This is a genomic window from Actinoallomurus iriomotensis, assembly GCF_030269445.1.
In the GTDB taxonomy this organism is placed as follows: domain Bacteria; phylum Actinomycetota; class Actinomycetes; order Streptosporangiales; family Streptosporangiaceae; genus Actinoallomurus; species Actinoallomurus iriomotensis.
In genome coordinates, this window is record NZ_BSTJ01000015.1 from 114,126 (window position 1) to 127,287 (window position 13,162).

The 13,162-nt window shown below is 72.9% G+C and carries 11 protein-coding genes; 7 read left to right on the forward strand and 4 right to left on the reverse strand.

The features are described from left to right. Positions 1-3 precede the first annotated feature (3 nt). Genes QSK37_RS44140 through QSK37_RS44155 form a run of 4 tightly spaced genes read left to right on the forward strand, consistent with a single transcriptional unit; the run spans position 4 to position 2,925 of the window. Positions 4-348, forward strand: a complete 345-nt coding sequence (locus tag QSK37_RS44140) for a lycopene cyclase domain-containing protein (protein ID WP_285573326.1) — start codon at positions 4-6, stop codon at positions 346-348. Then, the gene (locus tag QSK37_RS44145; RefSeq protein WP_285573324.1) at positions 345-665 is read left to right on the forward strand and encodes a lycopene cyclase domain-containing protein; all 321 of its coding nucleotides are present in this window, start codon (positions 345-347) and stop codon (positions 663-665) included. The genes QSK37_RS44140 and QSK37_RS44145 overlap by 4 nt, the downstream gene beginning before the upstream one ends. After that, complete coding sequence (locus QSK37_RS44150; protein ID WP_285633808.1) at positions 662-1,378, forward strand: class I SAM-dependent methyltransferase; 717 nt, start codon at positions 662-664, stop codon at positions 1,376-1,378. The genes QSK37_RS44145 and QSK37_RS44150 overlap by 4 nt, the downstream gene beginning before the upstream one ends. Continuing rightward, positions 1,375-2,925, forward strand: a complete 1,551-nt coding sequence (locus tag QSK37_RS44155; protein ID WP_349498041.1) for a hydroxysqualene dehydroxylase — start codon at positions 1,375-1,377, stop codon at positions 2,923-2,925. The genes QSK37_RS44150 and QSK37_RS44155 overlap by 4 nt, the downstream gene beginning before the upstream one ends. Here QSK37_RS44155 and QSK37_RS44160 read toward each other — a convergent pair. The 3 genes from QSK37_RS44160 to QSK37_RS44170 are packed head-to-tail and all read right to left on the reverse strand — an operon-like array spanning position 2,898 to position 5,299. Then, a complete protein-coding gene (locus tag QSK37_RS44160; RefSeq protein WP_285633810.1) occupies positions 2,898-3,890 on the reverse strand; it encodes a Rieske (2Fe-2S) protein in 993 nt (330 codons plus the stop codon). The two genes, QSK37_RS44155 and QSK37_RS44160, sit on opposite strands and share 28 nt — an antisense overlap. Positions 3,891-3,950: 60 nt before the next feature. Beyond that, a complete protein-coding gene (locus tag QSK37_RS44165; RefSeq protein ID WP_285633813.1) occupies positions 3,951-4,559 on the reverse strand; it encodes a hypothetical protein in 609 nt (202 codons plus the stop codon). After that, a complete protein-coding gene (locus QSK37_RS44170) occupies positions 4,556-5,299 on the reverse strand; it encodes a hypothetical protein (protein WP_285633816.1) in 744 nt (247 codons plus the stop codon). Before QSK37_RS44170 ends, QSK37_RS44165 begins: the two co-directional genes overlap by 4 nt. Before the next feature lie 142 nt (positions 5,300-5,441). Here QSK37_RS44170 and QSK37_RS44175 point away from each other — a divergent pair, with 142 nt between their 5' ends. From QSK37_RS44175 to QSK37_RS44185, 3 genes are all read left to right on the forward strand, one after another. Beyond that, positions 5,442-6,890 (forward strand): hypothetical protein, encoded by a 1,449-nt coding sequence (locus QSK37_RS44175; protein WP_285633819.1) that lies wholly within the window; start codon positions 5,442-5,444, stop codon positions 6,888-6,890. A 204-nt stretch (positions 6,891-7,094) separates the two neighbouring features. Continuing rightward, a complete protein-coding gene (locus QSK37_RS44180) occupies positions 7,095-7,979 on the forward strand; it encodes an AraC-like ligand-binding domain-containing protein (protein ID WP_285634110.1) in 885 nt (294 codons plus the stop codon). Between the two features lie 265 nt (positions 7,980-8,244). After that, entirely contained in the window at positions 8,245-10,944 is a 2,700-nt protein-coding gene (locus tag QSK37_RS44185; RefSeq protein ID WP_285633822.1) for a LuxR C-terminal-related transcriptional regulator, read from the forward strand. Positions 10,945-11,425: 481 nt separating this feature from the next. On the opposite strand, the gene QSK37_RS44190 is transcribed toward QSK37_RS44185, so the two are convergent. Further along, entirely contained in the window at positions 11,426-13,087 is a 1,662-nt protein-coding gene (locus tag QSK37_RS44190; protein ID WP_285633825.1) for a glycoside hydrolase family 99-like domain-containing protein, read from the reverse strand. Positions 13,088-13,162: the final 75 nt, after the last annotated feature.

The window sequence follows — 13,162 nt, forward strand, 5'->3', positions numbered from 1 at the left end:
GAGATGGACCATCTGCAGTACCTGGCCCTGCTCGCGGGCTGTGTGGCGGTCACCCTGCCGCTGGAGCTGTCGGGCAGCCGGGTCTACCGGCGGCCCCGGCGGCTCGCCCGCGCCGTGCTCCCCGTCGCCGCGGTCTTCGTCGTGTGGGACGTCGTCGCGATCGCGGCCGGCGTCTGGTGGTACAACCCCCGATACGTCACCGGCATCACCCTGCCGCTGTCCCTGCCGCTGGAGGAGGCGCTGTTCTTCCTGGTCATCCCGGTCTGCGGGGTACTGACGCTGGAGACCGTCCGCAGGCTCGCCCCGCGGCGGCGCGCTCCCGCACAAGAGAAGGAGGACGCCAGATGAGCGGAGTCGGGTACACCGTTCCCGCCGTCGCCTCCGTCGTGGCCGTCGTCGCCCTGGAGTTCGGCCGGTTGCGCACCGGGCTGTTCCGCAGCGGCGCGTACTGGATCACGATGGTGATCGTGTTCGCGTTCCAGGCCGTGGTCGACGGCCGGCTGACCAAGCTGTCCTCGCCGATCGTCAGCTACGCCCCTCACCAGCTGTCCGGCCTGCGGTTCCCGTTCGACATCCCGGTGGAGGACTTCCTCTTCGGCTTCTCCCTCATCACCGCGACCCTGCTCCTGTGGGAACACGCGCGTAAGACCGGTGAGACCCGATGACCCCCCCGGTGCGGCGGCGGGTGCCGGAGGCGTTCGACCGCGGCGCGTCCGCGTACGACCGGCTCGTCGGGGCCAACCCCGGCTACCACGCGGACCTGCGGCGGTCCGCCCGCGCGTTCGGCTTCGGCGACCGGCCGGTCCGCCTGCTGGACCTGGGCTGCGGCACCGGTGCCTCCACCGCGGCGCTCCTGGCCGCCGCCCCGAACGCCCGCGTCGTCGGCGTCGACGCCTCGGCGGGCATGCTCGCCCGTGCGCGCGCCAAGCGGTGGCCGGACGGCGTGGAGTTCGTGCACGCGCGGGCCGAGGAGCTGGCGGGCGCCGGGGTCACCGGGCCGTTCGACGGCGTCTTCGCCGCCTACCTCATCCGCAACCTGCCCGACCCGGACGCCGTGCTCGCGTCGCTGTGGTCCCTGCTGCGGCCCGGTGGCCGCCTCATCGTGCACGACTACTCCGTACGCGACCATCCGCTCGCCCGGCTGGTCTGGCACGCCGTGTGCTGGAGCGTCATCATCCCGGCCGGCCGGCTGACCACCGGCGACGCGGGCCTGTACCGCTACCTGTGGCGGAGCGCGCTGGACTTCGACCGGCCGCCGGAGTTCGCCGAGCGCCTGCGCCGCGCCGGCTTCACGGACGTACACGCCGCCACCATGACCGGCTGGCAGCGGGGCATCGTGCACGCGTTCGGCGGCCGGCGACCGGGCCCGGCGTCGTGACCGCCGGGCGCGCGCCGGGCGCCGACCGCCGCCGGGTGCACCATCCGCCGCCGCCCGGCGTGCCGGACGCCGGCCGGCTGTCCCGGCGGCCGCGTGCCGTGGTCGTCGGCGGGGGCATCGCCGGGCTCACGGCCGGCGTCGCCCTGGCCGAGCGCGGCGTCACCGTCGACCTGTACGAGCGGGAGAGCCATCTCGGGGGCCGCGCGGGCGGCTGGGACGCCGCGCTGCCGGACGGCACCCGCGTCGGCATGGGCCGCGGTTTCCACGCCTACTTCCGGCAGTACTACAACCTGCGGACGCTGCTGCGCCGCGCCGACCCGGGGCTCGACCGGCTCACCGCCGTGCCGGACTACCCGCTCGTCGACGCGGAGGGCCGTACCGACACCTTCCGCGGCCTGCCCCGCACCCCGCCGTGGAACGCCCTGCTCTTCGCGCTCCGCAGCCCGACCTTCCGGCCGCGCGACCTGCTGCGCCTGAACGCCCGCGCCGCGTTGCCGCTGATCGGGGTCAGCGTCCCCGGCACGTACGAGCGGCTGGACCACCTGGACGCCGAGACCTTCCTCGCCCGGCTGCGGTTTCCGCCGGCAGCGCGCCACCTGGCCTTCGAGGTGTTCTCCCGCAGCTTCTTCGCACCGCCCGGCCGGCTGTCGGCGGCCGAGCTCGCGGTCATGTTCCACCTGTACTTCCTCGGCTCGGCCGAGGGGCTGCTGTTCGACGTGCCCGGTGTGCCGCCGCCCGAGCTGTGGACGCCGCTCGGCGAGCACCTCACCTCCCTCGGCGGCCGCGTGCACCCGGGTACGCCGGTCACGGCCGTACGGCCCGGCGAGTCCGGGTTCGCGGTGGACGCCGCGGGCGGCACCGTGGACGCCGACGCCGACGCCGTCGTCCTCGCCCTCGACCTGCCGGGCCTGCGCGACCTGGTCGCCGCCTCACCGGGGCTCGGCACCCCGGCCTGGCGGCGGCGGATCGCCGCCCAGCGGACGGCGCCGCCGTTCCTCGTCCGCCGTCTCTGGCTGGACCGGCCCGTCGCCGCCGACCGTCCCGCGTTCCTGGCGACCGGCGGGCTGCCGCCGCTCGACAACGTCAGCGTGCTCGAACGCTACGACCGGCAGGCGGCGGCGTGGGCCGCCACCGCCGGCGGATCCGTGGTCGAGTTGCACGCGTACGCGGTAACGGGCTCACGGGAGGATGCCGCGGAGCGGCTGCTCGACCGCCTGCACGAGCTCTACCCGGAGACGGCGGCCGCCAAGGTGCTCGGCGAGTTCAGCGAGTGGCGCGCCGACTGCCCGCTGTTCGCGCCCGGCACGTTCGCGGACCGGCCCGCCGTGGCCGGACCGGTCCCCGGCCTCGTACTGGCCGGCGACGGCATCCGCGTCGACCTGCCCGTGGCCCTGATGGAACGCGCCGCCACGACCGGCTGGCAGGCCGCCAACCTGCTGCTGTCGGACTGGGGCGTGGCCGGCCATCCGCTGACGACCGTGCCGCTGCACGGGCGGCTGCCCCTCCCCCGGCCGCGGTCTCAGAGCGTTCCGGAGCGCAGCGCGTAGCGGCGTTCGGCGTAGGCCAGGTCGTCGCGCCACAGGCGGGCGGCGGCCCGGCTCATGGCCGGGCGGATCAGCGGGGCCATGGCGCGGGCGGCCGCGAAGCCCGGCCGGCCGGACGTGGCGACCACCGCCTCGACCACCGCCGTACGCGGGCGGCCGTCGCGGCCCGGCCCCAGGGGCGTCGCGTGGGTCTCCACCACGCTTCCCTCACCCTCGCCCTCGACGATGCGCATCAGGACGGTGCGAGGGTCCGGGCAGAGGAACTCCGCGAGCACCGGGACGCCCAGCCACGGCCCGACCCGGAAGGTCACCCGCACCAGGAAACGGTCGTCCGTCTCGTCCGGCGTGGACTCGACTCGCAACCGGGTGAAGGAGTACGGGTGGAACCAGGCGCCGTGCCAGGGGTCGAGGCGGTTCGCCACCACGTCGCCCGGTTCGCAGACGCCGACCATGCGGGCGACCGCCCCCACGCCGCCGGCCGGGCGCGGCCGGGCGGCGGCCACCGGCACGTCGAGCGGGGTCTCGCCGCCGGCCCGGTCGTGGCGTACCCACACGAGCACGCCGTCGTCGTACGCGGGCAGGGTGCGCCACTCCTCGGTGCCCTCGGTGGGCAGCCGCAGGCCGTGCCACCGGCACGTCAGGCAACCGTCGATGACGCGCCCCTCGGCGAGCCGCGCGCCGAGATGCGGGCACGCGCCCGGACCGGCCACCGGCCGCCCCGTACGGTCACGCCACAGGACGACCTCGCGTCCCGCGACCTTCGTGCCGAGCGGCCGGTCGGCGCGCACGACCCGGCTCGACGCCACGACGAACCAGTTGCCCGACGGCCGTGCCTGGGCACGCTTCAGCGCCGCCGTGATCAGCGCCGGGTCGGCGTCGTCCGCGGTCGGTGTCTGCGCCGACCACCGCCCACGGGGCACGGTGCGCAGCGGCCACCGTCCGGGACGCAGGGGCTGGTCGTCGGCCATCGGTCCACGCTCTCTCTCGGCGGATTGCCCACAAGGTCACTCTGCCCCGTACGGACCGTTTCAACGGGGTTGCGACTGCCGGCTTCGCGCCCGCCCCACGCGCCGTCCGGCCAGCGGGTCGCGGAGCATCAGGGTGGAGCCGTCCGTGAAGTCGACGCGGATGATCTGCACCGGCGGCACGCTGCGGCCGGCGTACGGGGCCGAGTAGCCGAGCACGGAGCCGGACGGCTGCTCGGCGAACGTCTGGAACAGCGGTTCGCCGGGGGCCGGGGTGTGGAAGAGCCTGGTCGTGTAGATCACGGCGACCCGGTGACTGGTCAGGACCAGGCGCGCCTCGCCGCGGCTGTGCGCGAGGTGGTCGCCGAGCCGGACGGCCTGCTGCTCCGCGTGCGCGGCCTCCACGACGAAGGCCACGGTCGGATCGTCGGTCCAGTGGTCCGGCTCGACGTCCGCCGGCAGCGGCCAGCGGCACCGCCCGAGGTCGAGTTCGGGCACCGGGCCGAGGGGCTCGTACGGGAGCCGGAAGTCGGTCCCGATCCGGGCCGCGACGTACCCGCGGATCGGGGCGCAGCCGAACAGCAGCCGCTCGCCCGGCCGGATCCAGTGCTTGGGCAGCTCACGCTCGACGATCTCGTCGTCCTTGTCGTGGCCGCGCTGTACCGGGGTCATCGGCCGCTGACCAGGACCGCGAGATGCTCGACCATCGCCGGGTCGGCGGTGGGCAGCAGGAAGTCCAGGCCCGAGCCGTCGGCCAGCACCACGCGCAGGCAGGGCACGGTGCGGCGCCCCTGGGCCCGGGTGTCCGGCCCGACGCTGACGATCCGCTCGCGGGCGAACTCCTGGACCGGCGACCACTCGGGCAGGGCGAGCGGCTCGCCCTCGATGTTGTCGCCGTACCGCTCCCGGGAGTCGGCGAGGATCCGCCCGATGTCCCGTCCGGTCTCGACCAGGCCCTTGCCGAATCCCGCCGCCCGCCTCGCGAGCGACCGGTTCTCCTTCTTCTTCGGCGGGTCCGGGGGCGGCGCGACGGCGAGCACGCCCAGGCGGTGGGCGGTGAGCGCCCACAGGCGCCGGCCGCTCGTGCCCGGCGTGCCGAATTCCGTCGCGGCCCGGTGGGCCAGGCAGCCGGGCGCGGGCCCGAAGACGATCAGGTCGGGCGGCGGCGGCCGGTCGCCGCTCTCCCCGCCCTCGTCGTCGCCGAGCATGACCTCGACGCCGTCGAGCAGGAAACCGCCGAAGCCTTCCGCGCCCCGCCGCAACAGGCTCTTGCGGGGCTTGCCGTACGGGTCATGGCCCAGCAGGTCGAAGTAGAAGACCCGGCGGTACGCCGCCCAGAGCAGCTGTTCGTCCGGCCGGCAGAACCGGTGCCGTGCGGCGGTGGCCGCGCCCAGCGGTTCGGACATCGCCATGCCGCCCACAGTAGCCGGAATGATCACGGCGGCTTGCGACGGTCGCACGGACGTTGAAGTGTTTTGTTGCTCATGGTGGCTTTTGCGAATTAAGGCGCTCATCATACGGATGCCCTCTCGTTTCTCCCCGCCAGGAGGCACCGTGCAGCGTCCCTTGTTCCGCCGCGCCAGACGCACGTTGATCTGGTTCGCCGCGCTCGTCCTGACCGTTTCCGTCAGCGCACCGGCCGGCGCCGCGCCGCGCACGGCGGCGCCCGCGGCCACGACGCACCGGATCCTGTTCGACAACACCAAGGCCGAGACGGCCGGGAACGCCGACTGGATCATCAGCACCAGTCAGCCCGACCCGCTGCAGCAGGACGCGTCACCGCAGGCCGAGACCGACTGGACGGGCGCGCTGTCCTCCTGGGGAGTGGCGCTGCAGAAGACCGGCCAGTACACCCTCGACACGCTCCCGGCCGGCAACACGATCACGTACGGCAACACGTCGAGCGCGCTGGACCTGTCGCACTTCGACGCGTTCGTGCTGCCCGAGCCCAACGTCCCGCTCACCGCCGCGGAAAAGACCGCGGTCATGCGTTTCGTGCAGAACGGCGGCGGGCTCTTCCTCATCTCCGACCACACCGGCAGTGACCGCAACAACGACGGCTGGGACTCCCCCAAGATCCTGAATGACCTGCTGACGAACAACGGCGTCGACGACACCGACCCGTTCGGGTTCTCGATCGACAGCCTGAACATCACCACCGACGACCCGGTGGCGATCCACGACGGCTCCAACTCGATCCTGAACGGCCCGTTCGGCACGGTCACCGGGAGCATCCTGCGGAACGGCACCACCTTCACGCTCCACCCGGCCGACAACCCGAACGTGCGCGGCCTGGTCTGGCTGACCAGCGCGAACCCGTCGGGCACCACCGGGGCGTTCCTGGTCAGCAGCACGTTCGGCAGCGGGCGGGTCGCCATCTGGGGCGACAGCTCCACCATCGACGACGGCACCGGCCAGTCGGGCAACACCCTGTACGACGGCTGGAACGACCCCGAGGGGACCGACGCGGCCATCGCCCTGAACACGACCGCGTGGCTCGCCGGTTCCGGCGGCGGCACGTCCGGCGGCGGAGACGGAACCCAGCTGCTCGGCAACCCCGGCTTCGAGACCGGGAGCGCGGCGCCCTGGACCCAGACCGCCAACGTCGTCTACAGCGGCACGAAGGAACCGGCACGCTCCGGATCGTGGGACGCCTGGCTCGACGGGTACGGCACGACGACCACCGACACCCTCGGCCAGCAGGTCACCATCCCCGCCACCGCCCGCTCGGCGACCCTCTCGTACTGGCTCCACGTGGACACCGCCGAGACCGGCACCACGGCGTACGACACGCTGAAGGTCCAGTTGCTGAACTCGTCCGGTGCCGTCCTGGCGACTCTCGCCACCTACTCCAACCTCGACCACGTGAGCGGATACGTCCAGCACAGCGTCAGCCTGAACGCCTACGTGGGCCAGACGGTCACGGTGCGGTTCACCGGCGCCGAGGACTACCAGAAACAGACCTCGTTCGTCCTCGACGACACCGCCCTCACGACGTCCTGAGACGTACGCGTGTCCCCGAGCCGCCCCCTCCGGGCTCGGGGACACGACGGCTCAGGAGTGCAGGGCGTCGTGCAGGAACGCCGAGGCGACCGGATCGGCCGCCGGTTCTTCGGCTTCGACTGGTGTGGACGAGGGCGATTCGTCCTTCATTCAGGTTGACACCCCTCCACGTCAACGGTTCTACTGAGGACCGTGTCCACTGTTATGGAGACCAAAGCGACTCCTTCCACAGCAGTCAACGCCGCGCCGTTCCGGACACACGTGGACTCCGCCCGCGTCGGCCCGATGTCCGTGGCCCGGATCCGCGGCGTCTTCCCTCAGACGGCGTACGAGATGCGCCGGGTCGTCTCCGCCGAGCGCGGCCGATTCGCGGTGGCGCTGTATCGGAGCGGCACGGCGCACGTGGCGCAGGACGACCGCCGCTTCCAGGCCGGCCGCGGCGACCTCGTCGTCCTCGACACCGGCAGGCCGCATGAGCTCTCGATGGCCGGCGCCTGCGACATCGTCATGATCGAGCTGCCGCACGGCATGCTCGGCGCGAACGCCGACCTCGTCGGCCGCCACGTCGCCACCCCCCGGCGGTGCGACCACGGGGCCTGGGCGGTCCTCGCCGCCTTCCTGTCCGGCCTGGCCGATCGCATCGACGGCCTCGTCGGCATGCCGGACATCCACCTGGCGGACGCGCTGGTCTCCCTGATCGTCGCGGCCTTCGCGGAGCCGGCGCCGGAATCGGCGGAGGCCGGCGACGCCATGACCGACCAGATCCTCGCCCACACCCTGGCGAACCTCAGCGACCCGGCCCTGTCCGTCGATTCCGTCGCCCGGCGCCACGGCATCTCCCCGCGCTACCTCCACCAGCTGTTCCAGCGGCGCGACCTCACCTTCGCCGCCTGGGTCAGGCACGAACGACTCATCCGCATCCGCCGGGACCTCATGGATCCCGCGCTCGCCACCCGGACCACCGCGGTGATCGCCGCTCACTGGGGGATCCATGACCACGGGCATCTCAGCCGGGCGCTGAAGAAGGAGTTCGGACTGACCGCGGCCGAGTTCCGCCTCATGGCACGGGCCGACCGGCACAACGCGTGACCTGCCTGGTCGCGGTGCACGGAATGGCGACCCACGGGGATCACGGTGTCCGTCCTCTGCCTGGCGACGCCCGGCTGGATGCTCGCGAAGACGAGCGCCTGACGGCCGCGGTGAGCGGCGCGGTTCTGGCTTCCTTGGAACGAGCGACCCGGCTCGCACGGCCGCATAGTGTCACGGCCGGATCAGTCCACGGGGAAGCAGGGGATCACCTGGTCGGCGGAGGCGCCGTTCGGGTCGGCTACCGCTCGGGGATTCCCGCCGGCAGGTGGGGCGCTTCGAGCTGACCGTGCACGCCGACGGCGAGGCGCGGCTGGACCACCGGGATCCGGCCAGGGCGCGGGCGTGGAGCGGGCGGATCGAGCCCGCCGTCTGGCGGCGGCTCGTCGAGGCGCTGGACCCGTCCGGATTCGCGGACGTCGAAACCGGACCGATCCCTCCGGACAGCGCACTGCGGGAGCTCGCCGTCGATCCGGGCGGCACACTGACGGTCGGCTGGAACGCGGCCGTACCGCCGGCGCTGGGCACCGCCTTCCGGATTCTCGACGCGCTCGTACGGCAGGTCAGCGGCGGCGCGCTGCGGTCCACCGCCGACGCGCTCCCGCCGGTCGTGCACCGGCGCGTGCCCGAACTCCGGCGGCGCGCCACGTCCGCCGGGGCGGCGGCGTTCGGCACCGTCGGCGGGCGGCCCGCGTACGCGATCCTCGACGGCGACGGTGACGGCGCGGTCTTCTCCGGGCACGACCGGACGGCCCTGTCCACCGGTGGCCAGGCTCCGCCGCGAGCCCCGGCCCTGACGAGCGGGGACGGCGACCTCCTCGCGACGGCCGGCGACGACGGGGCGATCAGGGTGTACGACGCGCGTACCGGCCGGCCGCCGCACGCCCGCGCCGGTCATGACGGCCCGGTGACCGCGGTGGCGGCGGCCGCGTTCGCCGGCCGGCGGGTGGTGCTGTCGGCCGGGGACGACGGCGACGTACGGATGTGGGACGCCGAGACCGCCGACGACCTCGGGTCCGTCTCCCTCGGGGACGCCGGGGTGACCGGCCTCTGGCACGCCCGCGTCGCGGGCCGCGCCCTGGTCTGCGCGGGCGCCGACGACGGCGTCATCCGGGTGTGGAGCGCCGATGACCGCGACGTCATCGGCACGCTGCGCGGTCACTCCGGCCGGGTCGGCGCGCTCGCCATGGACGGCGACCTGCTGGCGTCGGGTGGCGCGGACGGGACCGTACGGCTGTGGGAGCTGCCCGCCGGACGGGAGCTCCACGCGCTGACCGGGCACGACGACAGCGTCACCGGCGTGGCGCTGACCAGGGCAGGGGACCGTACGCTCGCCGGCTCCTGCTCACTCGACGGAACCGTCCGCACCTGGGACGCGCGCACCGGCGAACCGCTGGCCGCCTGGCCCGCGCGGAGCGACTGGCTCGCCGCCATCGCCTTCTCCGGCACCGACGACGGACCGGCCGTCGTGACCGCCGCGACCGACGGCGGCGTACGCCTGTGGGCGGCACTGACCGGCGATCCGATCGCCGTGCTCGCCGACGGACCCGCCCCGAGCGCCGTGGCCTGCGGTCGCCGCCTGGTCGCGGCCGGCCGCAAGGACGGTTCGCTGCGCCTCTGGAGCGACGGGACCCTCGCTCGTACGATCCCCGCTTCCGGCGGAGCGGTCACCGCGATCGCGTTCGGGCCCGGCGGCCTCATCTGCGGTACGGACGAGGGCGCGGTGCGGGTGCACGATCTCGACAGTGGCGAGGAGGTTCGGACTCTGACGCCGCACACCGCGCCGGTGTTCGCCCTGGCGTTCGCCGGCGACCTCCTGGTGTCCGGCGGCGCGGACGCCACCGTACGGACCTGGGACGCGCGGTCCGGCGTCCCCCGCGACCGGATGCTCGGCCACACCGGACCGGTCGCGGCCGTGGCGACGGGCGACGCCGGCGGGCGCACCGTGCTCGCCTCCGCCGGATACGACCGGGTCGTCCGGACGTGGGACGCCGCGTCCGGCCGGCCGCCGCTCGCCCTTCACGGCCACCTGGCCCCGGTGTACGCGCTGGCGTTCGGCGGCGGCCTGCTCGCCACGGCGGGGTACGACGGTGTCGTACCCCCCAAGCCGATCGCTCCCGAACTTCCTTCAAGCTGGTCATCCTTCAGATTTCCCGCCCTGAAGACCAAGCACTTTCAGGGGCTTGAAAGTGATGTGAGCAAGCGCGGCGAATCGCTATGCGCTCTCGTCGGGCGCGCGGGCGGGGTGATGGACTTCCCGGGCGCAATCCCCATCGTGCAGTGCTCAGAGCACGTGCCCGGATCCAGGCCGCATTTCCAGGTTGTTCGAAAAGTTCGACCCGCGTGCGGCGCGGGTGACAGGCTTCTCATCGCCCTTCTCGTCACCTCTGAAGGCGTCATGGTCACATCTCCGGTCGGCTGTCACGACGACCTCGGGCTCGACGACTACCGGCGCATCGTGAACGTCATGGACACCGTCGCCGGCGCGACGAGCCACACTGACCTGCGCGATCGCCTGCTGCGCTCGCTGGCACGGGAGTTCGGCTGGACCGGCGCGTACCTGCTCGACGGCGACACGGCGTCCCGGCCCGCCGCCGGATCGGCCGGCACCGCGCTGCGGATCCGCGTGGCGGCGAACCCCGGCATCACCGCGACGATCGTCGTGCCCCTGGCCGGCGGACGCGACGCCGGACCACGAGAGCGCACGGTCGCCGACCGGCTCGGCCGGTTGCTGGCCCCGTCCTTCCGCGCCCACTTCACGGCCCACCCGCGCCCGGGCGCCGAGTGGTCCCTGACCGAACGCGAATGCCAGATCGCCGAACTCGTCGCCGCCGGAATGACCAACCGCGAGCTGGCGGAGCGCCTGCACGTCACCGTCGACACGGTGAAGAAGCACCTCACCAGCGTGCTGAGAAAGACGGGCTGCACCAGCCGCACCTGCCTGGCCGTCCTATGGCGCCGCACTTGAGCCGGACCTTCGGCCAGCGTTGGCGCGGCGTCGTATGCCGCGCCCATCGGAGTGCCCTGACCTGGAGACCGGTCCGGCGCGACCGATCGCCCGTGCTCGTACGACCTTCGCCACCGTCACCGGTCGGAGACCGCCCGGAACCGGCCGCGGGCGGCGGGCCGGGAGGCGAAGCGTCCACGGTACGCCGCCGCGCGGCAGGGGACCCGGTTCCGGGCGGCCTCTCACTCAGACTCAGAAGTCGCGGTTGCGCATGGCGTGCCTCCCTCCCGACCAGGGTTCCTTGCCCGGAGGGTCTCCCTGACCTCACTCGAGAAGCGCCGCCGCGCGGCAGGAGATCGGGCTCCGGGCAGCCTCTCGCTCAGACTCAGGCGTCGCGGTTGCGCATGGCGTGCCTCCCCTCCCGAACAGGGTTCCTTGCTCGGAGGGTCTCTCCCGATGTCATACCAAGAGCGACATTTCAAGAAATCTCGTAAGCCGGCGGTCAGGAGGCGCAGCCCGAGCCGAGCAGGTGCAGTTTCGCCTGAATGGCAGCGAGATAGGCACAGCCGTCCCGCTTGTTCGGCTCGATGTGGCCGCCCTCGTGCCACTCGTTCCACGCGTACACCAGGACGAAATTGTCGACGGCCGGGGGCCGCGCCGAGGCGTCGATGTCGGCCTGGACGTTCGCCAGCAGGGTGCCGAAGCGGTCGATCGAGTGGTCGTCGTACCAGTGGAAGGACGCTTCGAGCTGCTGCTCGGTCGCGTTCGCGCCGGGGTCGGCGATGGCGATGCCGTCCCGCGGCCGGTCGTCGAAGCCCGAGGAGGCGCAGCGCATGAGCGTACCGGGGAAGTTCGCGAAGTACGCGCGCTGGTTGTCGGCGTAGTGCTGGAAGGACCGGGACGTGTCGTACTGTCCCTGGCACTGGGTGCCGTCGAAGCCGCTTGCACCCGCCGGCACGCCGAGGTCGGCGTTGAGGGTGATCAGCAGGTCCTCGCCGTACTCGTTCCGCGCCTCGGTGCGGAGCGCGTCGGTGAACCGCTTGGTCGCCTCCGCGTCGACGGACGTCGCGGTGCCGTCACCGATCCCCCGGGTGTCGCAGACCTGGATCATGGGGCGGCCGTCGTTGGCGCGCAGGTAGTTCGGCTGCCCGAGATACTCGTCCGCGATGGTCTTGGCGGCCTTGTCGATCTGGTCCTCCGGCAGGTGCAGGGACACGTCGCCGTTCGACCACGGATGCAGGCAGGGCATGACGCTGAAGTCCATGCTCGACCGGTTGGCGGCCTTGAGGAACGCCTTCAGCCCGTCGATGTACTGCTCGGCGCCGCCTCCGGCGGGATTCCAGTACCAGTAGAAGGTGAAGTAGGACAGCCCGGCGGACGACGCGGCGGAGATCTGCTTCTCCAGCGTGGCCGGCTGGGAGTCGTCGTAGTAGCCGATCGACGGTTCCAGGTCCGAGAAGTCGGTCTGGGGCCAGTGCCACCGGTTGACCGGGACGCCGGAGCCGGCGAAGTCCCGTACGCCGCCCCACCAGTCCCCGTCGCGCCCGTAGACGGACTTGACGTGCGCCATGAGGTCCTGGTTGCCGTCGGCGTCGAAGCTGCCGAAGTAGATCGCGCCCACCTGGTCGTAGGTCGGGTACACGTAGCCGAGCGGCCCGTCGGTGCGGTAGCCCTTCGCCGTGAACGCGGCGCGCTGCGCCTCGGGCACGACGCGCCATTCCGATCCGTTCGACATCCGCCACAGCTCGTCCGTGCCCGGCTGCTGCGAGGCGGCGGCGTAGCCGACGATCCCCTCGCAGTCATAGCCTCCGGACTGGTCGAGCGTGTCGCACTCCTGCTTGGAGGCGCTCAGCAGGTACGTCGGCTTCGCCAGAACACGGATCCGGTAGATCGGCTGCGAGCCGCTGAAGGGCTGGGCCCGCAGGTAGCCCAGCCGGGTGTGCTGGAGGCTCATTCCGCTGCTCGCGGCGCTGTTCGCCTCGGCCTCGTTCAGCGTCCAGAACCAGCCGGCGTTCCCCGCGGTGCGCAGCTCCAGCAGCGGCACCGGACGGGTCACCTTGCCCTGCTGGTCCGCCGCGTACGCCCGGTCTCCGGGACGTACGACGACGACCGCGACGGCGACAAGCAGCGCCAGCGCGACGACGGCCCGGCGTATGTACGGCACGAAAGTCCCCCTGCCGAAGGAGAGGCCCCAAAAGACAGTCCGACAGACTGACACGCCAATTACAGAAAGGTCAAT

Excerpts from the sequence above, each read along its gene's own strand:
- QSK37_RS44160 (WP_285633810.1), bottom strand. The coding sequence starts at position 3,890 with ATGGCCGACGACCAGCCCCTGCGTCCCGGACGGTGGCCGCTGCGCACC.
- QSK37_RS44170 (WP_285633816.1), bottom strand. The coding sequence starts at position 5,299 with ATGGCGATGTCCGAACCGCTGGGCGCGGCCACCGCCGCACGGCACCGG.
- QSK37_RS44145 (WP_285573324.1), top strand. The coding sequence starts at position 345 with ATGAGCGGAGTCGGGTACACCGTTCCCGCCGTCGCCTCCGTCGTGGCC.
- QSK37_RS44180 (WP_285634110.1), top strand. The coding sequence starts at position 7,095 with ATGGAGACCAAAGCGACTCCTTCCACAGCAGTCAACGCCGCGCCGTTC.
- QSK37_RS44150 (WP_285633808.1), top strand. The coding sequence starts at position 662 with ATGACCCCCCCGGTGCGGCGGCGGGTGCCGGAGGCGTTCGACCGCGGC.
- QSK37_RS44165 (WP_285633813.1), bottom strand. The coding sequence starts at position 4,559 with ATGACCCCGGTACAGCGCGGCCACGACAAGGACGACGAGATCGTCGAG.
- QSK37_RS44140 (WP_285573326.1), top strand. The coding sequence starts at position 4 with ATGGACCATCTGCAGTACCTGGCCCTGCTCGCGGGCTGTGTGGCGGTC.